We start from the raw sequence: 24,203 nt of genomic DNA, 5'->3' as shown, positions 1-24,203 counted from the left end.
GCGGCAGACCGCGGCGCAGTGCGGCACCGTCAGCCGCGCCGCCCGCCACGGACGCGATGGGAAGATCGGATGCCGCCGACGGCGCCACCTCGTCCCGCGGGGCGACCGACGTTGCAGTGCCGGATGCCGCTCCCGCGAGCGCACCGGATGCTGCCGACTGCACGGCTTCTTCACGCCGGGCTTCCGTGCTCTCGGTGACATCCCGTGCTGTCGACGAGATGGGGGCAGCGGATGCCGGAGGCCAAGGGTCTCCTCCGGCGACGCGCGGCAAGCCGCGGCGCAGGGTCACCGAGGCATCAGCCGCCACGGGCAGGGTCGAAGGCACGTCTGCGGGCGCCTGAGCCACACCATTGGTTCCCTGAGCCTCGCCACCTGTTCCGGGGACCTCCACACCGGGTCCCTGGGCTCGTCGAAGGGTCGCGCCCGCGGCGTCGGGGGCTGTGGTCTCAGCGGGGGACGCCGCAGTCACAGCATCCGGTGCCACCGCAGTCACACCCGGCACGTCGATCGTGGTGGCGGGAGGCCAGGCCTCGCCGCCCTTGGTCCGCGGCAGTCCGCGGCGCAGCATCCTGGGTTCCTGAGCCTGTCGAAGGGCGGCCATGCTTACTTCTTCCGTGCTTCGATCGCCTCGATCAGCTGCGGGACGATGGCGAACACGTCGCCGACGATGCCGAAGTCGGCCACGTCGAAGATCGGCGCCTCGCCGTCCTTGTTGATCGCGACGATGGTCTTGGCGGTCTGCATGCCGGCGCGGTGCTGGATGGCGCCGGAGATGCCGAGCGCGATGTACAGTTGCGGCGACACCGAGACGCCGGTCTGGCCGACCTGGTGCGCGTAGGGGATGTAGCCGGCGTCCACCGCGGCGCGCGAGGCACCGACAGCCGCGCCGAGGGCGTCGGCCAGCTGCTCCACCAGCACGAACTTCTCCTTGGAGCCGAGTCCGCGGCCGCCGGAGACAACCTTCGCGGCCCCGCGCAGATCGGGGCGGGAGGACGTCTTCTCCGCAGCGGTGATCTCGCCTGCGACAGCCGCGCGGGCACCGGATGCCGTGACGGTGAGCGCCTCGGAGACCAGCGGCGCCGCCTCGGCACGGGCGTCGACGGCGCCGAGGCGCACGGTGATGACCGGAGCGCCGAAGGTGGGCGCGGAGTCCGCCTGGAACGACCCGCCGAACACGGAGTGGTGAGCGATGACGCCCTCGTCGTCGCGGGAGACGCCGACGGCGTCCACCGACAGGGCGAGCTTCTCGCGCACGGCCAGGCGACCGGCCGCGTCGCGTCCGGCGATCGAATTGGAGATGAGTACGGCATCCGGCTGCACCTGACGGTATGCGGCCTGCAGGGCGTCGACGACCGGGACGGTCAGCGCCGCGGCGTCGCCGTCGGCGGTCAGCACGACCTGCGCACCCATCCCGGCGACCGCTTCGGGAGCCGATGCGGATCCGCCCACCACCAGCGCGACGGGCGCGCCGATGCCGGATGCTGCGCCGATGAGCGCCGCGGTGCTGGCCAGGACTTCGCCGTCGGCGCTGATGTCGGCGAGGACGAGGATCGACTTCTCGGGGTAGCCCATGGTCACACCAGCCTGTTCTGCGCGAGGAACTCGACGAGCTGGGAAACGGCGTCGCCCTCGTCGGTGATCTTGATGCCCGCCGCGCGCGGCGGCTTCTCGGAGACCGCGGTCATGATCGTGTGCGGAGCCTCGGCGGGGTCCGCGGAGACGCCGAGGTCGGCGAGGGAGAGCACCTCGAGCGGCTTCTTCTTGGCCGCCATGATGCCCTTGAAGTTGGGGAACCGTGCATCCGGCAGCGCCTCGGTGATCGAGACGACGGCAGGCAGGGTCGCGGTGACCTGCTGCGTGCCCTCGTCGCCGGCGCGGGTGCCGGTGACCTGGTCGGCGGTGATCTCGAGCGCGCTCAGCGCGGTCGCCTGCGCGTAGCCGAGTTGCTCGGCGAGCATCGCGGGGATCACGCCGCCGGAGCCGTCGGTGGAGAGGTTGCCGGTGATGACCAGGTCGGGCTCGCCGCGGCGGATCGCCGCCGCGAGCGTCTCGGCGGTCAGCGCCAGGTCGGCGCCGCGCAGCGCGTCATCGGCGACGTGCACGGCGGAGGCCGCCCCCATCGCCAGCGCGCGGCGGATGGATGCCGTGGCGGACTCGGGCGACATCGACAGGGCGATCACCTCGGTGCCCGTGTTCTTGTCCGCGTAGGACAGCGCCACCTCGAGCGCGCGCTCGGTGATCTCATCGAGCACCACGTCACCCGCCCCACGGTCGGCCAATCCCGTCTCGAGATCGAGCTTGCGGTCACCGTAGGTGTCGGGGACTTCCTTCACCAGGACATAGATCTTCATCGAGCCTCCTCGCGCCTGTGTCGATTGTAGTCGGGCGGGTTCAGCCGGAAGGGACCCCGGCTTGAGATTGGATTCCAGTCGCCATGATACTGAGTACCGCAGAGACGCGCACCTCCTCGAGCATCCGCCGGATAACGTAGGACCATGGCCCGCCCTCGCCCCCTGTCCATCGATCCCCTCGCCGAAGCGAAGCGCCAGTGGCTGGCGCACGGCTGGGAGGATGCCGCGGACGGGATGGCCGTGGTCACCTCGATCATGCGCGCGCAGCAGCTGCTGCTGGCGCGGGTGGATGCCGCACTGCGGCCGTTCGGAGTGACGTTCGCCCGCTACGAGGTGCTGCGCCTGCTGGCATTCAGCCGCTCCGGCACCCTGCCGCTGTCCAGCGTGGTGGCCCGCCTGCAGGTGCACGCCACCAGCGTCACCAGCACCGCCGAACGCCTGGTGCGCGACGGCATGGTGCTGCGCGAGCCGCATCCGCACGACGGACGAGCCGCGCTGCTCACGCTCACCGACACCGGCCGCGATCTGGTCGAACGCGCGACCCGCGCGCTGAACACCGAGGTCTTCGCCTCACCCGGTCTGTCCCCCGAGGACGCCGCCACGCTGGTCGGCGTCGTCGCCCGCCTGCGCAAGAACGCCGGCGACTTCACCGACCCCCGCCCCGTGCCCGACCCGCTCTGATGGCCGCGTTCGTCCTGGAGCGGTTCATCCCGGATTCACCCGAAACGGTGTTCGACCTGTCGCTGGACGTCGACCTGCACCTGGCATCGCAGAGCTCCCGCGGCGAGCGCGCCGTGGCCGGCGTCACTTCGGGCAGGCTCGGCGAAGGCGATCAGGTGACGTGGAGCGCCCGGCACTTCGGCATCCGCTTCCGCATGTCATCGATCGTCTTCGACGTGGACCGGCCGCATCGCTTCCGCGACCGGCAGACGCGCGGCCCGTTCGCGTCGTTCGCGCACACGCACGAGTTCCTGCCCGCAGACGGCGGGACCCTCATGCGCGACACCATCGAGTTCCGCTCGCCGTTCGGCCCGCTCGGGCGGCTGGTGGACGTCCTGTTCATGCGCCGCCACCTGATCGCCGTCATCACCGAGCGCAACGACGCCATCAGCGCCCGCTTCTCCTGAGGGCCGTCATCCGTCGGATGACCCGCATGAGCGAGTCGAGGCTGCGCGCCTGACCGCCCGTTCTAGTCACCCTCGTACACGTAGTGGTCGAAGCGCGCAGGCACGTTCTGGCGCTGCCAGGCGAGCTCCTCGTCACGACGGGCGTTATCGCCGGGGAACGCCTTGGCCGTGTACCGGGGCACCTGGCGGGCATGCCCGGCCATGTGCGTGACGGCGGCGGCCTGCCCGCACACCCGCGCGGCGGCCATCGCCGTCGGATCGCCCGCCTCGCGGGCGGCGGCGTGGCTCGCGAACGCCCAGCCGCGCACCTCCTCGATGCTCATCTCCCCGCGCAGCCACGAGTAGGCGGCATCCAGCGCCGCCCTCGGGCGGGCATCCTCGGGATGCACCTCCAGGAAGAGCGGCAGCATCCGCTCGGCGCACGCCAGCGTCCACTCCACCAGCTCGCGCCGGTCCTCCTCCTGCAGCTTCAGGTCGGTGTCGTCTGGGCGCACCTCGGACACGGCGCTCATCGGTGCTGGAAGTGAGGGGGGCGCTTCTCGCGGAAGGCGGCCATCCCCTCCTTCTGGTCGGCGGTGTCGAACAGCGAGGCGAAGGTCTCCTTCTCGACGGCGAGTCCCGCCTCGAGAGTGGTCTCCATCGCGGCATCCAGCGTCTTCTTGGCCGCATACAGCGAGGGCAGCGACTTGGAGGCGATGGTATCGGCGAGCTTGGTCGCCTCGTCCAGCAGATCGGATGCCGGCACCACGCGCGAGGCCAGACCGATCCGCTCGGCCTCGTCAGCCTTGATGAGCCGGCCCGACAGGATGAGCTCGGCGGCCTTGTAGTAGCCCACCGCACGGATGAGCCGCTGCGTGCCGCCCATGCCCGGCACGACGCCGAGGTTGATCTCGGGCTGGCCGAACGTCGCCGTGTCGGCGGCGAGGATGATGTCGCACATCATGGCCAGCTCGCACCCGCCGCCCAGGGCGTAGCCGCTGACGGCGGCGATGACCGGCGTGCGCACGGCCGCGAAGCGCGTCCAGGCGCCGAAGTGGTCGGTGGCGACCATCTCGGCGGCGGTCTTCGACTCCATCTCCTTGATGTCCGCGCCCGCGGCGAAGGCCTTCTCGGAGCCCGTCACGACGATCGCGCCGACGCCGTCATCCGCGTCGAAGGCGGATGCCGCATCCGCGACCTCCCGGGAGACCTGGCCGTTCAGGGCGTTCAGCGCCTGCGGCCTGTTGAGGGTGATCCAGCCCACCCGTCCTCGTCGTTCGACGAGGATCGTCTCGTACTCGGCCATGTATCCGCCCCTCCTGTCGCAGCGCTGCGACCCCTCCAGTATCCCAGGTCGATGGCTATCGGGTTCCTGAGCGTTCCGGAATCAGACCTCGCCCGCGCGGATGTCGGTGATGATCCCGGAGAAGTCGCGACCGGCCCCCTCGCCGGCGGCGAAGGCCGCATAGATCTGCTGCGCGAGCCGGCCCATCTGCGCGTCGGTGGAGGTCTGCTCGATGGCCTGCAGCGCCAGGCCCAGATCCTTGGCCATCAGGGCGCCGGCGAACCCCGGCTGGTAGTCGCGGTTGGCGGGGCTGCCCGGTACAGGGCCGGGCACGGGGCAGTTGGTGGTCAGCGCCCAGCACTGCCCGGAGGCCTGCGACACCACGTCGTACATGGCCTGATGCTCGAGCCCGAGCCGCTCGGCCAGCACGAACGCCTCGGCCACCGCGATCTGCGAGATGCCCAGGATCATGTTGTTGCAGACCTTCGCGGCCTGCCCGAGTCCGGGCCCGCCGCAGTGCACGATGCGCTTGCCCATCACGTCCAGCAGCGGCTTCGCGGCCTCGAAGTCCTCGGCGGACCCGCCCACCATGAACGCCAGCGTGCCGGCCTCAGCGCCCACCACGCCGCCGGAGACGGGGGCGTCGATGTTGCGGTGCCCGGCGTCGACGGCCAGCTGATGCGCGGTGCGCGCCTCGTCGACGGCGATGGTCGAGGACTCGATGAACAGCGTGCCGGGGGCGGCCGCCGCCAGCAGCTCGTCCTGGTAGGCGGCGATCACGTGCCTGCCCGCCGGGAACATGGTGATGACCACGTCGGCGCCGGTCACGGCATCCGCTCCGCTGTCCGCGACGGGGATGCCGGCAGCCTTCGCCGCCTCGACAGCGGCGGGCACCAGGTCGAAGCCGTGCACCTCGTGACCGGCCTTCACGAGATTGACCGCCATGGGCAGGCCCATGTGTCCGAGCCCCAGGAACGCGATGCGGGTCATGACGCACCGCCGCTGCGCTGCTGCGTGGCCGAACCCGATGGGCGCAGCATCTCGCGCCCGACGATGAGTCGCATGATCTCGTTCGTCCCTTCCAGGATCTGATGCACGCGCAGATCGCGCACGACCTTCTCGACCCCGTAGTCCTGAAGGTACCCGTAGCCGCCGTGCAGCTGAAGGGCCTTGTTGGCGATGTCGAATCCGGCATCCGTGGCGAAGCGCTTGGCCATCGCGCAGCGCATCGTGGCATCCGGATCCTTCTCATCGACGGCCTGCGCGCCGTCGCGCACCATCAGACGCGCGGCCTGCAGTTCGGTGCGCATGTCGGCGATGGTGAACAGCACCGACTGCATCTCCGCCAGCGCCTCGCCGAACGCGACGCGCTCGTGCACGTACTTCACCGCGGCATCCAGCGCCCACGATGCGCCACCCAGCGAGCAGGCGGCGACGTTGAGCCGGCCGCCGTTCAGCGCCGACATGGCGATGGCGAAGCCCCTGCCCTCGTCTCCGAGCATGGCGGATGCCGGCACCCGCACGCCGTCGAAGATCACCTGGCGGGTGGGCTGGGCGTGCCAGCCCATCTTCTTCTCGGGAGCGCCGAAGCCCAGCCCCGCGGAGTCGCCGGGGACGAGGAACGAGCTGATCCCGCGCGCACCCGATCCGGGACCGCCGGTGCGCGCCATCACCACGTACACGCCGGCCTCGCCGGCACCCGAGATGAACTGCTTCACGCCGGTGAGCACGAACTCGTCGCCGTCTCGGACGGCACTGGTGGCGATGTTCGCGGCATCCGATCCCGCCCCGGGCTCGGTCAGGCAGTACCCGCCGAACTCGGCCATGCTGGTCAGCTGCGGCAGCCACCGGCCGCGCTGGGCATCGTCGCCATAGGTGTCGATCATCCACGCCACCATGTTGTGGATGGAGATGTAGGCGGCGACCGCCGGGTCGCCCTTGGCGAGCTCCTCGAAGATCGCGACGGTGTCGGTGCGGCTGAGGCCCGTGCCACCGGACTCCTCGCGCACGTAGATGCCGCCCAGCCCAAGCTCGCCCGCGCGGTGCAGGCTCTCGCGGGGGAAGACGTGCTTCTCGTCGCGCTCGATGGCGTACGGCGCCAGCTCGGTGTCGGCGAACTCGCGCACGGCGCCGAGGATGGCCTCGCGCTCCTCGTCGCTCACTCCGGTGTCGGTGACCATGGTCATCGGTGCCCCTCCCCTGTCGTTCCCGGCATGACGAAGCTCGGGCCCTGTGAAATGGGTCCCTGAGCCTGTCGAAGGGTCCCGTCGCGCAGGTCGGACGTCAGCCAGCGGCTGGTGACGGTCTTGGTCTTCGTGTAGAAGCGGAAGCCGTCGGCGCCGTGCTGGTTCAGATCGCCGAAGCCGGATGCCTTCCATCCGCCGAACGTGTAGAACGCGATCGGCACGGGGATCGGGATGTTCACCCCGACCATGCCGACGTTCACGCGCGCCGCGAAGTCACGGGCGGCGTCGCCGTCACGGGTGAAGATGCCCACGCCGTTGCCGTACGGGTTGTCGGAGACCAGGGCCAGCGCCTCCTCGTAGTCCGCAGCGCGCACGACCGAGAGCACCGGGCCGAAGATCTCCTCGCGATAGATCGACATGTCGGCGGTGACGTGATCGAACAGCGTCGGCCCGAGGTAGAAGCCGTTCTCGTATCCCTCGACGACCAGGCCGCGGCCATCGGCGACGAGGGTGGCGCCGGCATCCACGCCCTCCTGGATCAGGCCCTCCACGCGGGCCTTCGACGCGGCGGTGACCAGCGGTCCGTAATCGACGCCCTGCTGCGTGCCGGGTCCGACCTTGAGGTTCTTCACGCGCTCGGCGATCTTGGCGACCAGCGCGTCGGCGGTCTGCTCGCCGACGGGGACGGCGACCGAGATGGCCATGCAGCGCTCGCCGGCCGAGCCGAAGCCCGAGCCGATCAGCGCGTCGGCCACCTGGTCGAGGTCGGCGTCCGGCATGACCACGAGGTGGTTCTTCGCACCGCCGAAGCACTGCGCGCGCTTGCCATTGGCAGTGGCGGTCGCGTAGATGTACTCCGCGATGGGCGTGGAGCCGACGAACCCGACCGCCTGGATGCGCGGGTCGGTCAGCAGGGTGTCGACGGCCTCCTTGTCACCGTGGACGACGTTGAGGATGCCTGCGGGCAGGCCTGCCTCGAGGAACAGCTCGGCCAGACGCACGGGCACGGAGGGGTCGCGCTCACTGGGCTTCAGCACGAACGCGTTGCCGCTGGCGAGCGCCGGGCCTGCCTTCCACAGCGGGATCATGGCGGGGAAGTTGAATGGCGTGATGCCGGCGACGACCCCCAGCGGCTGGCGCATGGAGTACACGTCGATGCCGGTGCCGGCCTCGGTGGAGTACTCGCCCTTGAGCATGTGCGGGGCGCCGATGCAGAACTCGATCACGTCGAGTCCTCGGAGCACGTCGCCCTTCGCATCCTCGAAGGTCTTGCCGTGCTCGCTGGAGAGCAGGTGCGCGAGCTCGTCCATGTTCTGGTGCGCGAGCTCGACGAAGCGCATCATCACGCGGGCGCGCTTCTGCGGGCTGGTGGCGGCCCAGGCGGGCTGCGCAGCCGCGGCATTCTCGATGACCGCTCGCACCTCGTCGGCCGATGCCAGCGGCACGCGCGCCTGAACCTCGCCCGTGCTGGGATCGAACACGTCGGCGACGCGCCCGCCGGTGGGCTCGAGCGTCTTTCCGCCTACGAAATGGGGGATGTAACGAGTCATTGTGCTGACACTCCTCTAGGCCGTCTTTGGCACTGTGTTCATGGTAATCGGCATCCAGTGCAAATACTAGGGCTTCCTACTATCTCCCAGAATAGACGCGCGTCTACCCCGTCGCACACCCGCTGTGGACGATCGTCCAGTCTTCGCACGCACATCTTCCTTTGAACGGACTGTGCAGGCTAGACAGTTACTCGTGCGCCCGACCGGCGCACACCGATCGCAGCGACGCGGGACCCCTTCGCGCGCTGCGCGAACGGAGGATCAATGTCACATCCGAACACCCGCGCACGACGACGTGCCGCGGCCACGACATCAGCGTTCGCGCTGGTGGCCGCGGGCCTGGTGGCCCTCGGCACGGGGCCCGCGACAGCGGCCCCGACCACGGCGGATGCCCCGACGGCACCCGCCACGATCGGCGCCGGCGAGTACTACATGAACTACGTCGCACCGCGCGCCGATTCCATCGCCGACCAGGCGGACGACTCTGCAATCGCCGCGGTCAAGGGCAAGAAAGTCAGCACCTTCGCCGGCAGCGGCGCACTGGAGCGCGCGCAGGCGACCGACCACAAGTACGCCCAGGGCAACCCGAAGGCGGCGGAGCAGCTGGCCAAGACCGAGGCGAAGGCCGTCAAGACCGGCAAGAGCCCGAAGAACCTCAAGCACTCCAAGACCACCCAGCAGGCCAAGCTGCTGACGATCCTGGTGGAGTTCGACGGCACCGAGGACTTCAGCAACGTGCAGGTGCCGACCGAGTTCGGCGCCACCACATGCAAGCCGGGCGAGCTGCAGGGACCGACCCTGCACAACGGCATCCCGAACCCGGCGAACGCCTCGCACGAGGACAACAACACCATGTGGGTGCCGGACTTCTCCAGCGCGCACTACAACAAGATGCTGTACTCCGACGAGGGCATCACCGAGCGCGTGCGGCCAGACCTCACCGGCCCCGACGGCAAGGCCGGGTTCGACATCTCCGGCTACACGATGAAGAACATGTACGAGGAGATGTCGCGCGGCGCCTACACGCTCACCGGCGAGGCGACCCCCTGGGTCAAGGTGAAGCACTCCGAGGCGTACTACGGCGCGACCGTGTGCCACAAGAACGACCAGGGCGTGTACGAGGCCGGGGCCATGCAGGACATGCAGGGCTCGCCGGACAACCGGCTCGGGCCCGGCCAGCTGCCCATCGACGCCGTCGCCGCACTGGCCGCGCAGAACCCCGACTTCCCGTGGGCGGACTACGACATCGAGGACCAGGGCGACCGCGACGGCGACGGCAACGTCAACGAGCCCGACGGCGTGATCGACCACGTCGTGCTCGTGCACGCCGGCGAGGACAAGTCCGGTGGCGGCGGAGCCCAGGGCACCTACGCGATCTGGGCGCACTCCTCCGCTGTCGCGGGCGGTGCGACCATCCCGGGCACGAACCTGAAGATCTCGAACTACATCGTGCAGCCCGAGGACTCCGGTGTGGGTGTTTTCGCGCACGAGTACGGCCACGACCTGGGTCTGCCGGACCTGTACGACACGTCGAACGCCGGCAACTCCGACATCGACTTCTGGGACCTGATGAGCTCCGGCTCGCACTCCGGCCCCATCTTCCAGTCGATGCCGACCCACATGGGCCTCTGGGACAAGTGGGTGCTGGGCTGGGCCGATCCCGAGGTCGTGAACCCCGGCGACCGCACATCCACGATCAAGGTCGGCCAGACCTCGCGCCCGAAGAAGGGCACGAAGGACGGCATCAAGGTCAACCTGCCCGACAAGAAGGTCGTGCTGGCGGAGCCGCACAGCGGCACACAGATGTGGTACTCCGGCGCTGATCAGGACTGGGCCGACGCCCGCCTGACCCGCACGATCGACGACGTGCCCGCGGACGCGACGTTCTCGATGTGGAACAACTACGTCATCGAGGACGACTGGGACTTCGGCTTCATCGAGGTCTCCACCGACGGCGGCCAGACGTGGGCCGAGCAGCAGGTGCGCGACGACGCGGGGAACCTGGTCACCACCGGCGACGACTACTCCGACCTGAACGGACGGATGAAGGACTTCGGCGGCAAGAAGTACGGCCTGACCGGAACCTCCGACGGCTGGCGCCACGACAACGTCGACCTGTCGGCGTACGCGGGCCAGAGCATTCAGCTGCGGCTGCGCCAGGCGACGGATGCCGCGTTCGAGGAGCGCAACTGGTTCTCGGACGACTTCGCGCTGACCAGCGCGGGGACGACCGTGTGGAGCGACGATGTCGAGTCCGGCGACAACGGCTGGACCGCGACCGATGCGACCTTCACCGACACGACCGGCGCCGGCTGGCACATCGACACCGGCATCCAGATCTCCGAGCAGTACTACCTGGTGGAGTGGCGCAACCTGGACGGCTTCGACGAGGGCCTGAAGTACGGCTACACCACGGTGTACAGCGACGACGCCTGGAAGGTGGAGAAGGTCCCCTACAACGCACCCGGCGCGCTGGTCTGGTACCGCGATGCCGTGTACGGCACCGCGAACCACGTCGCCTCCAACCTGACGAACCTGCCGAGCTACGGCGCGAAGGGCGGTCTGCTCCTGGTGGACAGCCACTTCGATCCGCTGCGCAGGACCGGCGCCGAGGCCGCACTCGACCCGTCGCTGCTGAAGAACATCTCCAGCCGCGCCCAGTCCTCCAACGCCGCGTTCGGCCTGCAGCCGACGTACCAGTTCAAGGACTGCATGGTCGACGCTTCGTACAACGAGGCGTGCACCACGCTCACCCCGCAGGCGGCCGTCCCCACCTTCACCGATGACAAGGGCTGGGTCGCCGGCCTCGAGTTCCGCGACGGGTCGCTGTACAACCGCCTGCGCGACTCCTCGGTGGTCGTCCCCTCGGTGAACGGCGCGCCGTACACCACCCGCATCGTCAACCCCGACGGCACGCCGGCGACGGACCTGTACGGTCTGGACTTCGGCGCCGGCATCACCGGCACCGGCAACCCCGCCGACTCCGGCGTGGGCTACGGCACCGTCATCACGGTGAAGAAGTCGATGCAGAACAACACGGCGGCGCTCATCACGGTGACGCCTCCGAAGAAGGGCTGAGCTCGGCCCTCCCTGAGCGCCGGTCCCGACTTCGGTCGGGGCCGGCGCTCTCGTGTGCGGTCGCGGACCGTTCCCGCCCCGTTCACCGCGACGTCACCTCCGCCGCGTACAACTGCTCGTGCGTGGCATGTGGAGCAGACCGGAGGACGGGTGCGACCACTTCCTCGCCGCGGTGAGCACCGCTCCCGCCGCGGTCTCGGACCGCGAGACCCCCGCCGAAATCGGGTCGGCGGGGGTCTCCCTCATCTCGGGTCCGGTGATGTTCAGCGGTTCAGCTGGGCGTGCACCTTGACCTTGTGGTTCGAGATGCTCACGAGCGTTCCGGGTCCGGCATCCGATCCCATGGTCGCCGCCCAGACCGTGCCGTTGGGCGAGGTGGCCACAGCCAGCGCGCCCGGCAGGGCCGCGAACGGCGAGACCTGGCCGCCACGCACGAACGAGACGCCCGCACCGCCGAGTTCGGCGATGTACATGCTCGAGCCGGAGATGGCCAGGCTGGTCGGCTCGGAGAGGCCGGATGCCACCTGCGCGGCGACTCCGGTGGACGGATCGATGCGCCACAGCGCGCCCTGCGAGACGATCATGCCCGGGAAGCCCGGAAGGGTGGTGACGTAGACCGCGCCGTCCTTTCCGACCGCGATGCCCGTGGGAACCGGCTCGACGTAGAGCGTCGTCCCGATCGCGCAAGGCGGCATCCCCAGCACTCCTGCGACCATCCCGCTGACCGTGACCGGGATCGGGGGCAGCACCGCGAAGGTGCTGATCTGACCGCGGTCGGTGACCTTCATGATCGCGTTGGCACCGGCATCCGCCACCAGCCAGGCCCCGTTCCACGAGGTCACGTTGTAGGCGTGCGCGTCGAGTCCCCCGGGATGGGCCGCGGCCTCCGGGACGCCTGCGATGCAGGACGCCGGGTCCGTGACGCCGTAGGTGTTCCCGGCGTCGGAGTTGTGCGCCCACTCGTAGGCGTGCAGGTCGGCGTAGACCGTCGTTCCCCGTGGGGTGCGGATGTTCAGGCCGCTTGCGGTGATCGGGGCCTCCTCACCACCCGGCTCCTGCACGGACGACGAATAGGCCAGCCAGGCGCCGCGGGTGGCGATGCCGGTGAGCCCGCGGATGCCGTCGACGACGGTCTGCAGCGACCCGTCCGGCTGCAGCCGGCTGATCGCGCCCGTGCCGCCGTCTGCGACGAGGACGCGCTGCTGGCCGTCGACGGCCAGGCTGAACGGTGCGCCGAGCGCGGACGACCACACCTGCGGGGTGGGCGATGCGGGAGGCGCGGATGCCGACGCGGCGGCCGGCAACGCGAGGACCAGCGCGACCGCGGCGCCGGCCGCGATCAGCGCACGGGTGGTGTGCATGGAATCTCCGATCCCGGCCGGCGGACGCGCCGAGCCGACGCAGCCCGGACGGACCTCCCCGGCATCCGGATGCGGACGAACCTCCCCAGTGGCGGCTCAGCGTGATACTCCCGCGCCCGCGGGCGGCGCGCAAGGAATCCGCGCGAAGTTCCGTAGCAGCACGTAGGCCCGCGGTGGCGTCAGAGGCGCTCCAGGATCAGGGCATTGGCCATGCCGCCGCCCTCGCACATGGTCTGCAGGCCCAGTCGCCCGCCGGTGGCCTCGAGCTGGTCGAGCAGCGTGCCCAGCAGGCGTGTGCCTGAGGAGCCCAGCGCGTGGCCGAGGGCGATGGCCCCGCCGCGCGGGTTCAGCTTCACGGGGTCGGCGTGCAGTTCGCTCATCCACGCCAGCGGCACCGAGGCGAAGGCCTCGTTGACCTCGTAGGCGTCCATATCATCGATGGTCAGCCCTGCACGTTCCAGCACCCGCTGCGTGGCGGCGATGGGACCGGTGAGCATGTACAGCGGGTCGTCGCCCACCACGTCGAAGGCGCGGAAGCGGGCGCGGGGGGTCAGCCCCAGCTGCTCGGCGCGGTCGGCGCTCATCATCAGCGCGGCGGAGGCCCCGTCGGTCAGCGGTGAGGAGTTGCCGGGCGTGATGCTCCACTGGATCTCGGGGAAGCGCTCGGCGTACTCATCCGTGCGGAAGGATGCCGGAAGGCCCGCGAGCCTCTCGACGGTCGTGCCCTCGCGGATGGTCTCGTCTGTGGTGGCGTCCGGCGCCTCGGGCACGGCCACGACCGTGCGGTCGAAGAAGCCGTCGTGCCAGGCCTGCGCAGAGCGCGCGTGCGATTCGGCGGCGAACGCATCCAGCGCCGTGCGGTCGAAGCCCCACTTGCGGGCGATGAGCTCGGCGCTCACGCCCTGGTTCACGAGGCCCTGCGGGTAGCGAGCGCGCAGCCGCGGCGACATGGGCGAGCCGCCGGATGCCGACGAGCCCAGCGGCACGCGGCTCATGGACTCCACTCCGCCGACGATCACGATGTCGTTCTCGCCCGCGGCGATGCCGGCCGCCGCGAAGTGCACGGCCTGCTGGCTGGAGCCGCACTGCCGGTCGATGGTGGTGCCGGGGATGTGCTCATCGAAGCCCGCGGCGAGCACCGCCTGCCGGGCGATGTTCATGGCCTGGTCGCCGACCTGGCTGACGCACCCCAGCATCACGTCATCGATCTGCCCGGACTCCAGTCCGTTGCGCTCGAGGATCGACTGCAGCATCCCCGCCGCGAGATCCACCGGATGCACGCCCGACAGCGCACCTCCGGGCTTGCCGCGGCCCACCACGGTGCGGACAACATCGACGACGACGGCTTCGCTGCTCATGACTCCATCATGACGCCTGGCGGGCCCGCAGGCGCGGTAGAGACTCACACCATCCGGTAGTCGACGCCCAGCGCATCGTAGGTGCGCTTCGCGCGGCGGTCCCTGCTCAGCAGCGTCAGCCCATGATGCTGCGCCGTCGCGGCGACCACGGCGTCGTAGACCGCATCGCCCGAGATCCCGGTATCTGCGAACCGGAGGATTCCCGCCACGCGATCCTCCGCAGGCAGCCCCACGACATCCCACCGCAGCGACGTGAGAGCCGCACCGGCGGAGCGGACATCGATGCGCATCCCATCCGGAAGCCGAGTCAGCACGCTGTACGTCTCCGTGAGCACGTGGGCGCCGATGATGCTGACGTCCCGCAGCGCGGCACGCGCCTGCTCGTGACCCTCGTGCCATGAGGCCAGGCCGGCGACGAGCACGCTCGTGTCGCACGTGATCGTCATCGACGCGTGCGCTCCAGCACGTGCCGCACAGCGTCGTCGTCGAGCGGCTCCGCGTTGCCACGAGGAACGATTCGCGGGAGCGCCTCCGAGGTGTCGACATCGACATCGACCGGCGCGTACTCGATCTGGATCCGGCCGTCGATGAAGTCCACGGTGAGCGGCGTCCCGGGGCGCAGCCCCATCGCGTCCCTCACCGGCTTGGGGATGACAAGTCGCCCCGCAGCATCGATGGTCGTTGGCATGGCAGTGATTCTACCATTTCCATTACCATGCGGCTTCAGATCCCGCGGATGCTCCAGCTCGCAGCGTGCTCGGCACCGGGCTGCAGCACCACGAGGTCGGTGCCGGAGTTGAAGACGTCGGGCGGGCAGGTCATGGGCTCCACGGCCAGGCCGCGGCGGCTGGTGTCGGCATCCGGTGTGTCGGCGGTGTGCACCTGCACCCACGGGCATCCGGCATCCCACACCATCTCGACGCCCTCACCCGACGCACTGCGCAGCCGCACGGCGGCCGCGCCCGCGACATCCCTCGTCAACCCGGTGAAGGCGTGGTCGATGAACGTGTCGCCGATCACCCGCGGAGTGCGGAAGTCCCACTCGGGATGCGCGTCGACGCTCTCGAGCACGATCGGACTGAGCCGGTCGGCCGTGACGGTGAGAACCGCGGATGCCGGCAGCTCGAGCATCCAGTCGTCCACCCGCTGGGTCCCCGAGCTCGTCGCCTGAACTGAGCGAGCGTCAGCGAGTCGGAGTGAAGGGCCCGCGGTCAGGTACGGGTGCGGGCCGGTGCCCCACGGTGCAGCATCCGCACCGAGGTTGCGGCCGGTCACGCGCTGGTGCAGGCCGCGCGCGTCCAACCGGTACTCCACCTGCACCTCGACGTGGAACGGATACCCGGCCTGCGGCACGATGACCGCGGCCAGCACGACGGCATCGTCGGCGACCTCGCGCACCGCGAAGTCCAGCCAGCAGACCAGCCCGTGAAGCGCGTGCCCGCGCGCGGGCTCGGTCAGCGGCAGCTGGTGCTCCTCACCCGCGAACGAATACCGGCCGTCGACCACCCGGTTCGGCCACGGCGCCAGCACCGCCCCGCGGTATCCGGGTCGCACCTCGTCGGCCTCGAAGGGCACGACCAGGTCGCGCCCGCGGAATCGCAGCGCGCGCAGCGAGGCGCCGATGCTCGCGATGTCGGCCTCGTAGTCGCCCGCGACGATGCGCAGCTGCCGTCCTGAACGGGGTTCGGTCACAGTCCCAGCCTCTCCAGATAGTCGTTCACGAACCGGCGCTCGGGGTCGAGTTCGGTGCGCAGCGCAGCGAAGTCGTCCCACCGCGGATGCCGGTGGCGCACCTCGGCGCCGTCCATCGTGAACACCTTGCCCCAGTGCGGGCGGGCGGATGCCGGCAGCGCCTGTTCGATGACCGGCAGGAGCGCCCGCACGGCGCGCTCGTCCGGCTTCCACGTGAAGTGGATGCCGACGGCATCCGTGCCGTGCGCCATGCTCAGCCACAGATCGTCGGCGGCGATGGTGCGGATCTCGGTGACCAGCAGCAGCGGGGCGATGCGATCGGCCAGCGCGCGCACGGCCTGCAGTGCCGCCACGGCGTCACGGCGAGGGACCAGGTACTCGCTCTGCAGCTCGGCGCCGGCCGAGGGTGTGAACTCCAACCGGAAGTGCGGCAGCCGCTGGAACCACGGGCCGGGAACGCCGCCCTGATCGGTGCAGGCCTCGGCATCCACGCCCAGGATGGGATGCCGTTTCGCGTCGGCCGGGGCCGCCCCCAGCCGGGTCGGCAGGTCTCCGGCATGATCCTCGGCACCGCGCTGCTTGATCCACAGCTGATCGGCCACGTCGGTGCGCTGCCAGGTGGTGAAGATGCTGACGCTCGTGCCCGCCGAGGTGGTGGCATCCAGGTTCTCCAGAATCGCGTCCCAGCGCGGGCGGTCGAAGACCCGCTGAGACACCTGGTAGGTCTCCTCGACGTCGAGGACGACCTCGAGGACGGCGCCCAGCGCGCCCAGCGACACGACGGCGCCGGCGAAGCGCGCGTCGCCGCGACGCAGGCGCAGCACCTCACCGGATGCCGTGAGCAGCGTCAGCTCGCGCACGGCGGTGGCCAGTGAGCCGATGCCGTCGCCCGAGCCGTGCGTTCCGGTGGCGACGGCGCCGGCGACGGAGATGTGCGGCAGCGAGGCGAGGTTGGCCAGCGCCAGACCCTCGGCCTCCAGCAACGGCGCGATGTCGCCGTACCGCAGAGCGCCCGACACCCGCACGGCGTCGCGCTCCGGGCTGATCTCGAACACGCGCGGCATCCGGTCCAGGGCGATCAGGGTGCCTGCGGTGTCGGCGATGTCGTTGAAGCAGTGCCTGGTGCCCAGCATCCGCACCGGACCGCCGGCCATCAGCGCGCGCACCTCGTCGAGCGTCGTCGGGTGGGCCACCTGGCCCCGGTAGCCGATGTTCCCCGCCCAGTTGCGCTCCGTGCTCATCTGCGCCTCCTTCGTGATGTGACCGCTCAGCCGAGCGGATCCGACAGCAGTCTCTCCAGCGCCGCCTCGGCTGCGCCGATCAGCAGGCGGTCGGCGCCCAGCGCCGCCGATGCCAGCTCCAGGTGCTCGGCCGTCGCGGCGAGCGCCCGCGCTCGCACCTCGTCGTCGAACCCCTGCTGGTCGAGGTCGCGCAGGCTGCCGAGGAACCCGCCCAGCACGATCATCGACGGGTTGAGCACGTTGACGGCGTTGCCGAGGGTGGCTGCCAGGATGCGGCGCTGGCGCGCGGCCTCGTCGGCGGCCTCGCCAGGCTCATCCAGGGCCGCCTCGAGCGTCTCGTCGTCGGGGGCGTCCAGACCCGCCGCGCGCACGAGACGGGCGCGGTTGACCTCATCCTCGAGCAGTCCGCTCTCGGAGCGGCGATCGGCGGCATCCGTGAGGCTCGCGGCGGTCTGCCCCCACTCGCCGGCGTACCCGCCCTCGCCGCCGATGAGCTGCCCGTGCAGCAGGAGGCCGCCGCCGATACCGCTCGCGCCGCCGTTGAGGTACACGACGTCGGTGTGCTCACGGGCCGCACCGAACAGCCGCTCGGCGCGCACGCCCAGGGACGCGTCGTTGCCGACCACGACGGGGGTCTCGAGCGCCGCGCTCAGAGGGCCGGCGATGTCGGCGTCGTTCCAGTGCAGGTGCGGGGCGAGGCGCACCAGCCCGTCGCAGGCCCGCACCAGGCCCGGCACCGCGACGCCGATGCCGACGATGCGGCAGCCCGCCAGCTCGCCGGCGCGCCACTCCTGCACGGTGCGCGTGACGATGCCCGTGACCTCGGCTACGTCGGGGTCGGAGGTGGGGATGCGGGTGCGCAGGCGCACAGAGCCGCCCAGTGACACCGCGCCGATCTCCACGGCGTCGATCTCGGGGTTCACGCCGATCGCGACCACATCGGGGCTGGCCGCCACGATGGGCGAGGGCCTGCCCACGCGGCGGGTCGGGTCGGGGTCGTGCTCGCGCACCAGCCCGGCATCCACCAAGCGGGAGACCAGGTCCGACACGGTGGAGCGGTTCAGCCCGGTCTCGGCCGTGATGACCGCGCGCGAACGCGGTCCGCCGTGGTGCACGAGCCTCAGCACCTCCGCGAGGTTGGTGCGCCGCACGCCCTCCGCAGTCGTGGCGCGTTCATTCATCGTCCCAGGCTACCGATCCCTGTGCGGGTCACCGGTTCATATGCCATCCGGGCGATGCGCACCTCGCCGTGCGGCCGGGCGCCATGGCTGGTGGCGTGCGCGCCGATCCACAGGCCGAGGAACCCGCCGGTCGCGGCCGCATCCAGCTCGCGTCCGTCGGCGGTGACGACGGTGCGGCCGGCGTGCTCGAACAGGTACTCGAAGCCGCGCACGCGCAGGACCAGTTCGATCTCGTCGCCCGCCACCGGAGTCTCCGGTCCCGCCTCGCGGATCCCCGCCGCGACCCGCACCGCGCCGATCGCGCATCCATCCTCATGCCTGGTGACCTGCAGCAGCACGTGATCGCTCTCGGACTGCCGCACGACGAGTCCGGCGCTCTCGCCGACGGCGAGGTCCGCGACATCCAGCACGCAGTGCACGTCGAGGTCGGGATGCTGCTGACGGAAGCCGAGGAACGCGACCGCCGTGGCGTCCTTCAGCGTCGCCGCCCGCACCGGCATCCGCCAGGCGCCGCCGTCGATGCGGGCGATCTCGGTGGGCAGTGCGCGCGGGCTCGTCCAGCGCGGGTCCGCGGGCGGGATGTCCCCCGCGCGCCGATCGTCGGGCTGCCAGATGCCGGCATCCGGGATCCGATCCACCCACGGAGCGGGCACCGCATCCGGCACAAGGCCCTCGCCGGGCGCGAAAACGGGCCAGCCGTCCTGCCAGTCCACCGGGCACAGGAACGTCTCGCGGCCCAGCGGGTAGTGGATGCCGTCGTCCGCGCGCATGCCCAGCAGCACCGCCAGCCACGACCCGTCCGGCGCCTGCACGAGGTCGGCGTGGCCGACTCCTATCACGCCGGGACGGCGGCCGAGCTGGCGGTGCGTGAGCACGGGGTTGGCGCGATTCGACTCGTAGGGTCCGGTGATCTCCGCGGCTCGTGCGACGCTGACGGCATGGTGGAACTCCGTGCCGCCCTCGGCGGCCACCAGCATCCAGCCGTCGCCTGTGCGGTACAGGTGCGGGCCCTCCGCCCACACGGCGCCGCGCACGGCTCCGGTCCAGATCACGTGCTCATCGCCGATCAGCCGCTGCTCCACGGGCGAGTACTCGCGCACCCACACCTCGGTCTGCTGAGGCCACTCCGGGTCCGCGACGAGCCGGGTGCCGTGCATCCACACCCGCCCGTCGTCGTCGAACGCCAGCGAGGGGTCGATGCCATCGGCATCAAGCGGGATCGGGTCGCTCCACGGCCCCGCGGGGTCGGCGGAGGTGACGAGGAAGTTCCCGCCGCCGGTCGAGCCGTCCCGGCGGACCAGCGTGCAGACCACCCAGAACAGGCCGAGCCCGTGGCGGATGGTCGGGGCGTACAGGCCGCCCGAGGAGCCGATGCCGTCGAAATCCAGCATCCCGGCCCTGTCGATGACGTGCCCGATGGTCTCCCAGTGCGCCAGGTCGCGCGAGCGCAGCACGGGCAGGCCCGGCAGGTACTCGAACGTCGACGTCACCAGGTAGTACCAGTCCCCGACCCGGCAGATCGACGGGTCGGGATGGCAGCCGGGCAGCACCGGATTCGGGATGCCGATTGCGTGCGGCTTCGGGATGCCGCTCACTCGAACGACACCGCCACCAGCCGTGCGTCGCCGCCGGTGACCTCGTGCACGTCTCCGGTCAACAGCACGGCGGCCGCGGGCGTGGCGCTGCCCGGGATGGCGTGCCGCTCGCGAGTGCGGTGGTTGGAGATGGCGCCGCCCGTGGTGTCGGAGAGATCGGATGCCTGTACCTGCGCGCCGGCGTGGGATGCCGCCCACACCCTCACCCGGCCGGGCTCGACGACCCTCACGAGCCGGCGATCCGTGAACGCGAAGCGCGCGGCCGGCACGTCGAAGCGCACCCGCCTGCTCTCCCCCGGCGCCAGCTGCACGCGGGCGTAGCCCAGCAGCTGCGCGACCGGCCGCGTGACGGAGGCCACCGGGTCGTGGCCGTACAGCTGCACGATCTCGGCCCCCGCCACGTCGCCGGTGTTGCGCACGGTGACGGATGCCGTGAACCGCCCGTCGGTGGGGGCCTCCTGCTGCACGTCGAGTCCGTCGTACGCGAAGGTCGTGTACGACAGCCCGAACCCGAACGGTCGCAGTGGCGTCGGGTCGGTGGAGGTGACGTCCGACGGCCCGCCCAGCGGCGGATGCAGGTAGCTGTAGGGCTGAGATCCGGACGAGCGGGGCAGGCTCACCGGCATCCGCCCCGACGGCGCTGTCGCACCGGTGAGCACGTCGGCGATGGCCTCACCGCCGGCCTCGCCGGGGAAGAATGCCTGCAGGACTGCGGCGGGCTTGGGCCCATCGCCGTCCAGCGCCCAGTCGATGGCGTAGGGGCGGCCGGTCACCAGCACCATCACGACGGGCGTGCCGGTGGCGACGAGCGCCTCGACCAGCTCGCGCTGCACGCCGGGCAGGTCGAGGGACTCCACGTCGTTGCCCTCGCCGACCGTGCCGCGGCCGAACAGGCCCGCCTGATCTCCGACCACGACCACCGCGACCTCGGCGTCCGAAGCCGCGGCGACCGCCGCGTCGAAGCCGGAGCGATCCTCGCCCTCGACCTCGCAGCCGGCGACGTGCACGATTCCGGCATCCGGCAGCGCACCGGTGAGCGCCTCGCGCACGGTGGGGATCGCGAAGCCGGGCTCGTAACCCGGGTGGTGCGCGAGCACGTGGTTGGCGAAGGAGTAGCAGCCCTGCAGCGCCGCGGCGCGGTCGGCGTTCGGTCCGATCAGCGCGATGCGGCGGGTCTGCGGGCGCAGCGGCAGGATGCCGTCGTTGTCCAGCAGTACGAGCGACTCGGCGGCCAGCCGACGGGCCACCCGCCGATGCGCGGGAGTGTCGAGGTCGATGTCCGTCGGCGGCCCGCCCTCGAACGCGTCCGCGTCCAGCAGACCCAGCTGCTCCTTCTGCGCGAGCACGCGGGTCACGGCGCGATCGAGGTACGACTCGTCCAGCAGCCCGGCCCGCACCCGATCCACCAGAGGCGCGAGGTACGCGTCGCCGGAAGGCAGCTCCACGTCGATGCCGGCGGTCAGCGCGAGCGCCGCAGCCTCGCCGCGGTCGGCGGCCACGGCGTGCATGACCTCCAGGAACGCGACGGCGAAGTAGTCCGCGACCACCACGCCGTCGAAGCCCAGCTGCCCGCGCAGCAGGTCGGTGAGCAACGCGGGGTCGGAGGCCACGGGCACGCCGTCGATCTCGGCGTAGCTGTTCATCACGCTGCGCACGCCCCCGTCGCGGATGGCCATCTCGAACGGCGGCAGGAACATGTCGGCCACCTCGCGCGGCCCCGCCGAGACGGGCGCATGGTTGCGGCCGGCGCGCGAGCCGGAGTAGCCGAGGAAGTGCTTGAGCGTGGCGTGCACGCCGGCGGACTGCAACCCGCGCACGAACGCGGTGCCGACGGTGCCGACCAGGTACGGGTCCTCGCCGATGCACTCGTCCACACGGCCCCAGCGCGGATCGCGCACGACATCCAGCACCGGCGCCAGTCCCTGGTGGATGCCGAGCTGCCGCATGGAGCCGCCGATCAGCGCCGCCATCTCGGCGACCAGCTCGGGATCGAAGGATGCGCCCCAGGCCAGCGGCGTGGGGAACGTCGCCGCCTTCCAGGCTGCGAGCCCCGTCAGGCACTCCTCGTGCACGAGCGCCGGGATGCCCAGCCGGGTCTCGGTCTTGAGCCGGCGCTGCTCCTGCCACAGCCAGGCCGCGCGCTCGGCCGGCTCGACGGGGCGGGTGCCGTAGACGCGGGTGTAGTGGCCGATCCCGTTCCGGGTGATCTCGGCCAGCGCACGGGTGGCCTGGCCCGCGCCCATCTCGTTCTGCATGGGTGCGACGACGTCGCCGCCCTGGTCGAGCCAGTAGCCCACCAGCTGCGCGGACTTCTCCTCCAGCGTCATCTGTGCGAGCAGCTCGCTCACGCGTGCGCTGACGGAGGCGTTCACCTCGTCGCTCATCTGTTCGGTGACGGCAGCGGACACGGCGCTCATCCCTTCACCGCCCCGGTCAGGCCGCCGACGATGCGGCGCTCGAACAGGCTGAAGAAGACCAGCGCGGGCAGCATGGACAGCGACGTGTACGCCAGCACGCGGGCGGTGTCGACCGAGTACTGCGAGGCGAAGTTCTGCACTCCCAGCGGCAGGGTGAACAGGCCCTGGTCGTTGAGGATGAACAGCGGCAGGATGTAGCCGTTCCAGGCGCCGACGAAGGCGAGGATGCCGACGGTGATCACGCCCGGCAGGCTCAGCGGGATCACCATGCGCCAGAAGAAGCTCAGACGGCTGGCCCCGTCGATGGATGCCGCCTCCTCGAGCTCCTTCGGGATGGCGCGCAGGAACGGCACCAGGATGATGATGGTCGTCGGCAGCGCGAACGCGATCTGCGGCAGGATGATGCCGGCCAGGCTGTTCACCAGGCCGAGGTTGCGGATGAGGATGTACAGCGGCGTGATGGCCACCGTCACCGGGAACATCAGTCCCGCGGCGAACAGCGCGTACATCGCGCCGCGGCCGACGAAGTCGTAGCGGGCGATCACGTAGCTCGCCATCACGCCGAGCACCACCGCCCCCGCGGTCGTGCCCACCGCGGAGATCGTCGAGTTCACCATGGCGGTCCAGAACTCCGAGCTCGCCAGCACATCGCCGTAGTTGCCCAGGCGCCAGGGCGAGGGGAAGCCGGACGGGTCGAGCGTGATCTGCGAGTTCGTGCGGAACCCGCCGATGATCACGTACAGCACGGGTGTGATGCAGATGGTGATCAGCACCAGTGCGATGAGGTAGACAGCGGGGCTGCCCCACTTCACCCCCGATTCGCGCACGCGGCGGCGCCCCCTCGGGGCGATCGCCTGGATGGCGACGCGCGTGTTCAGACTCTCGGCGCTCACTTGCGCCTCCTTCCGCCGTCACCGGTCAATGCGCCCTCGGTGTCGCGGCGCAGCACGAAGCGCTGATAGATGAGGGCCACGATGAGCGTGATGATGAACAGCATCACCGCGACCGCGTTGCCGAACCCGTAGCTTCCGGCGAGATGGCCGTTCTGGTACATGTAGGTCGCCATCGTCGACGTGCCCGCGGTCGAGGCGATGTACTGGCCCCAGATGATGTTGACGAGGTCGAAGAGCTGCAGCGATCCGATGATCGACAGGAACGCCCAGATGCGGATGGTCGGGCCCAGCAGCGGAACGGTGATGCTCCACTGGATCTTCCAGAAGCCGGCGCCGTCGATCGCCGCGGCCTCGTACAGCTCCTCGGGGATCGACTGCATGCCGGCCAGCATGAGGATCACCGCGAAGCCGAGGTACTTCCAGGTGATGATGATCATCAGCGAGCCCATCGCGATCGCAGGGTCCGCGATCCAGGACTGCTGGAATGCGCCGAGGCCCCACTTCTCCAGCAGCGAGTTGACGGCTCCGGCATCCTGCAGCATCAGGCTCCAGCCGATGCCGACGATCACCTCGGAGATCACGTAGGGCACGAAGATCAGGATCCGGATGATCGAGCGTCCGCGGATCTTCTGGTTCAGCAGCAGGGCGAACAGGATCGCGATGGGGCCCTGCAGCAGCAGCGAGAGGACCACGATGACGCCGTTGTGCAGGACGGCCGCACGGAAGGTCTCGTCCTCCCACATCATCCGGTAGTTGTCGAGTCCGATGAACTCGGTGGGCCAGCCGAAGCCGTTCCACTTGAAGAAGCCGTAGAACGCGGCCATCGCCACCGGGAGGATGACGAAGCCGACGAACATGATCAGCGCGGGGCCCGAGAGGAGCGCGATCTCGCCGCGCTTGCGCCAGTCG

General features: G+C 70.5%; 21 protein-coding genes and 1 pseudogene. 3 read left to right on the top strand and 19 right to left on the bottom strand.

Going from position 1 to position 24,203, the window contains the following annotated elements; genetic code table 11:
* The 3 genes and pseudogenes from WA967_RS14855 to WA967_RS14845 form a co-directional block, all read right to left on the bottom strand.
* A pseudogene (locus tag WA967_RS14855) lies at positions 1-601 on the bottom strand (hypothetical protein); the annotation flags it as partial.
* A gap of 2 nt (positions 602-603) precedes the next feature.
* Positions 604-1,572, bottom strand: coding sequence for an electron transfer flavoprotein subunit alpha/FixB family protein (locus WA967_RS14850; RefSeq protein ID WP_424424185.1), 969 nt, complete (start codon positions 1,570-1,572; stop codon positions 604-606).
* A gap of 2 nt (positions 1,573-1,574) precedes the next feature.
* Entirely contained in the window at positions 1,575-2,351 is a 777-nt protein-coding gene (locus tag WA967_RS14845) for an electron transfer flavoprotein subunit beta/FixA family protein (protein ID WP_424424181.1), read from the bottom strand.
* A 144-nt stretch (positions 2,352-2,495) separates the two neighbouring features.
* Here WA967_RS14845 and WA967_RS14840 point away from each other — a divergent pair, with 144 nt between their 5' ends.
* Together WA967_RS14840 and WA967_RS14835 are read left to right on the top strand one after the other, a co-directional pair.
* A complete protein-coding gene (locus WA967_RS14840; protein WP_424424179.1) occupies positions 2,496-3,032 on the top strand; it encodes a MarR family winged helix-turn-helix transcriptional regulator in 537 nt (178 codons plus the stop codon).
* Positions 3,032-3,478, top strand: coding sequence for an SRPBCC family protein (locus WA967_RS14835; protein ID WP_424424176.1), 447 nt, complete (start codon positions 3,032-3,034; stop codon positions 3,476-3,478). The genes WA967_RS14840 and WA967_RS14835 overlap by 1 nt, the downstream gene beginning before the upstream one ends.
* A 62-nt stretch (positions 3,479-3,540) precedes the next feature.
* Here the strand turns inward: WA967_RS14835 and WA967_RS14830 are convergent, their stop codons facing one another.
* The 5 genes from WA967_RS14830 to WA967_RS14810 all read right to left on the bottom strand — a co-directional run bounded on the left by WA967_RS14830 (position 3,541) and on the right by WA967_RS14810 (position 8,478).
* On the bottom strand, positions 3,541-3,990 hold the full coding sequence (locus tag WA967_RS14830; protein WP_424424173.1) for a putative immunity protein: 450 nt from the start codon (positions 3,988-3,990) through the stop codon (positions 3,541-3,543).
* Entirely contained in the window at positions 3,987-4,763 is a 777-nt protein-coding gene (locus tag WA967_RS14825) for an enoyl-CoA hydratase-related protein (RefSeq protein WP_424424170.1), read from the bottom strand. The genes WA967_RS14830 and WA967_RS14825 overlap by 4 nt, the downstream gene beginning before the upstream one ends.
* A gap of 81 nt (positions 4,764-4,844) precedes the next feature.
* Positions 4,845-5,732, bottom strand: a complete 888-nt coding sequence (mmsB, locus tag WA967_RS14820) for a 3-hydroxyisobutyrate dehydrogenase (RefSeq protein ID WP_424424168.1) — start codon at positions 5,730-5,732, stop codon at positions 4,845-4,847.
* Positions 5,729-6,928, bottom strand: coding sequence for an acyl-CoA dehydrogenase family protein (locus tag WA967_RS14815; RefSeq protein WP_424424166.1), 1,200 nt, complete (start codon positions 6,926-6,928; stop codon positions 5,729-5,731). The genes mmsB and WA967_RS14815 overlap by 4 nt, the downstream gene beginning before the upstream one ends.
* Complete coding sequence (locus WA967_RS14810; RefSeq protein ID WP_424424164.1) at positions 6,925-8,478, bottom strand: CoA-acylating methylmalonate-semialdehyde dehydrogenase; 1,554 nt, start codon at positions 8,476-8,478, stop codon at positions 6,925-6,927. Before WA967_RS14810 ends, WA967_RS14815 begins: the two co-directional genes overlap by 4 nt.
* A gap of 264 nt (positions 8,479-8,742) precedes the next feature.
* Between WA967_RS14810 and WA967_RS14805 the strand changes: the two genes are divergently transcribed.
* Positions 8,743-11,556, top strand: coding sequence for an immune inhibitor A domain-containing protein (locus WA967_RS14805; RefSeq protein WP_424424161.1), 2,814 nt, complete (start codon positions 8,743-8,745; stop codon positions 11,554-11,556).
* Between the two features lie 263 nt (positions 11,557-11,819).
* Here the strand turns inward: WA967_RS14805 and WA967_RS14800 are convergent, their stop codons facing one another.
* The 11 genes from WA967_RS14800 to WA967_RS14750 all read right to left on the bottom strand — a co-directional run.
* Entirely contained in the window at positions 11,820-12,917 is a 1,098-nt protein-coding gene (locus tag WA967_RS14800) for a ScyD/ScyE family protein (protein WP_424424158.1), read from the bottom strand.
* 179 nt (positions 12,918-13,096) lie between these two features.
* Positions 13,097-14,275, bottom strand: a complete 1,179-nt coding sequence (locus WA967_RS14795; RefSeq protein ID WP_424424155.1) for a thiolase family protein — start codon at positions 14,273-14,275, stop codon at positions 13,097-13,099.
* 44 nt (positions 14,276-14,319) lie between these two features.
* Positions 14,320-14,721 (bottom strand): type II toxin-antitoxin system VapC family toxin, encoded by a 402-nt coding sequence (locus WA967_RS14790; RefSeq protein WP_424424153.1) that lies wholly within the window; start codon positions 14,719-14,721, stop codon positions 14,320-14,322.
* Entirely contained in the window at positions 14,718-14,963 is a 246-nt protein-coding gene (locus WA967_RS14785) for an AbrB/MazE/SpoVT family DNA-binding domain-containing protein (RefSeq protein WP_424424151.1), read from the bottom strand. Before WA967_RS14785 ends, WA967_RS14790 begins: the two co-directional genes overlap by 4 nt.
* A gap of 35 nt (positions 14,964-14,998) precedes the next feature.
* Positions 14,999-15,967 carry an aldose 1-epimerase family protein gene (locus WA967_RS14780; RefSeq protein WP_424424148.1) on the bottom strand — a complete coding sequence of 323 codons (969 nt, stop codon included), beginning with the start codon at positions 15,965-15,967 and terminating at the stop codon, positions 14,999-15,001.
* Positions 15,964-17,208, bottom strand: coding sequence for a D-arabinono-1,4-lactone oxidase (locus WA967_RS14775; protein WP_424424145.1), 1,245 nt, complete (start codon positions 17,206-17,208; stop codon positions 15,964-15,966). The genes WA967_RS14780 and WA967_RS14775 overlap by 4 nt, the downstream gene beginning before the upstream one ends.
* A 26-nt stretch (positions 17,209-17,234) precedes the next feature.
* Complete coding sequence (locus tag WA967_RS14770; RefSeq protein WP_424424143.1) at positions 17,235-18,389, bottom strand: ROK family transcriptional regulator; 1,155 nt, start codon at positions 18,387-18,389, stop codon at positions 17,235-17,237.
* Positions 18,386-19,984, bottom strand: a complete 1,599-nt coding sequence (locus WA967_RS14765; protein WP_424424140.1) for a family 43 glycosylhydrolase — start codon at positions 19,982-19,984, stop codon at positions 18,386-18,388. The genes WA967_RS14770 and WA967_RS14765 overlap by 4 nt, the downstream gene beginning before the upstream one ends.
* Positions 19,981-22,401 (bottom strand): glycoside hydrolase family 3 N-terminal domain-containing protein, encoded by a 2,421-nt coding sequence (locus WA967_RS14760; protein ID WP_424424138.1) that lies wholly within the window; start codon positions 22,399-22,401, stop codon positions 19,981-19,983. The genes WA967_RS14765 and WA967_RS14760 overlap by 4 nt, the downstream gene beginning before the upstream one ends.
* Positions 22,398-23,261 carry a carbohydrate ABC transporter permease gene (locus WA967_RS14755; protein ID WP_424424183.1) on the bottom strand — a complete coding sequence of 288 codons (864 nt, stop codon included), beginning with the start codon at positions 23,259-23,261 and terminating at the stop codon, positions 22,398-22,400. Before WA967_RS14755 ends, WA967_RS14760 begins: the two co-directional genes overlap by 4 nt.
* A gap of 29 nt (positions 23,262-23,290) precedes the next feature.
* On the bottom strand, positions 23,291-24,203 hold a 913-nt coding region (locus WA967_RS14750; protein WP_424424135.1), incomplete at its 5' end, for a carbohydrate ABC transporter permease.

Source organism: Microbacterium sp. (genome assembly GCF_049650565.1).
In the GTDB taxonomy this organism is placed as follows: domain Bacteria; phylum Actinomycetota; class Actinomycetes; order Actinomycetales; family Microbacteriaceae; genus Microbacterium.
Note: the sequence above shows the minus strand (reverse complement) of the source record. Positions and strands in the feature narration are given on the sequence as shown.

What these genes read in the sequence shown, in the direction of transcription:
- WA967_RS14850 (WP_424424185.1), bottom strand. Translation starts at nt 1,572, where the DNA reads ATGGGCTACCCCGAGAAGTCGATCCTCGTCCTCGCCGACATCAGCGCC.
- WA967_RS14845 (WP_424424181.1), bottom strand. Translation starts at nt 2,351, where the DNA reads ATGAAGATCTATGTCCTGGTGAAGGAAGTCCCCGACACCTACGGTGAC.
- WA967_RS14840 (WP_424424179.1), top strand. Translation starts at nt 2,496, where the DNA reads ATGGCCCGCCCTCGCCCCCTGTCCATCGATCCCCTCGCCGAAGCGAAG.
- WA967_RS14835 (WP_424424176.1), top strand. Translation starts at nt 3,032, where the DNA reads ATGGCCGCGTTCGTCCTGGAGCGGTTCATCCCGGATTCACCCGAAACG.
- WA967_RS14830 (WP_424424173.1), bottom strand. Translation starts at nt 3,990, where the DNA reads ATGAGCGCCGTGTCCGAGGTGCGCCCAGACGACACCGACCTGAAGCTG.
- WA967_RS14825 (WP_424424170.1), bottom strand. Translation starts at nt 4,763, where the DNA reads ATGGCCGAGTACGAGACGATCCTCGTCGAACGACGAGGACGGGTGGGC.
- mmsB (WP_424424168.1), bottom strand. Translation starts at nt 5,732, where the DNA reads ATGACCCGCATCGCGTTCCTGGGGCTCGGACACATGGGCCTGCCCATG.
- WA967_RS14815 (WP_424424166.1), bottom strand. Translation starts at nt 6,928, where the DNA reads ATGACCATGGTCACCGACACCGGAGTGAGCGACGAGGAGCGCGAGGCC.
- WA967_RS14810 (WP_424424164.1), bottom strand. Translation starts at nt 8,478, where the DNA reads ATGACTCGTTACATCCCCCATTTCGTAGGCGGAAAGACGCTCGAGCCC.
- WA967_RS14805 (WP_424424161.1), top strand. Translation starts at nt 8,743, where the DNA reads ATGTCACATCCGAACACCCGCGCACGACGACGTGCCGCGGCCACGACA.
- WA967_RS14800 (WP_424424158.1), bottom strand. Translation starts at nt 12,917, where the DNA reads ATGCACACCACCCGTGCGCTGATCGCGGCCGGCGCCGCGGTCGCGCTG.
- WA967_RS14795 (WP_424424155.1), bottom strand. Translation starts at nt 14,275, where the DNA reads ATGAGCAGCGAAGCCGTCGTCGTCGATGTTGTCCGCACCGTGGTGGGC.
- WA967_RS14790 (WP_424424153.1), bottom strand. Translation starts at nt 14,721, where the DNA reads ATGACGATCACGTGCGACACGAGCGTGCTCGTCGCCGGCCTGGCCTCA.
- WA967_RS14785 (WP_424424151.1), bottom strand. Translation starts at nt 14,963, where the DNA reads ATGCCAACGACCATCGATGCTGCGGGGCGACTTGTCATCCCCAAGCCG.
- WA967_RS14775 (WP_424424145.1), bottom strand. Translation starts at nt 17,208, where the DNA reads ATGAGCACGGAGCGCAACTGGGCGGGGAACATCGGCTACCGGGGCCAG.
- WA967_RS14770 (WP_424424143.1), bottom strand. Translation starts at nt 18,389, where the DNA reads ATGAATGAACGCGCCACGACTGCGGAGGGCGTGCGGCGCACCAACCTC.
- WA967_RS14760 (WP_424424138.1), bottom strand. Translation starts at nt 22,401, where the DNA reads ATGAGCGCCGTGTCCGCTGCCGTCACCGAACAGATGAGCGACGAGGTG.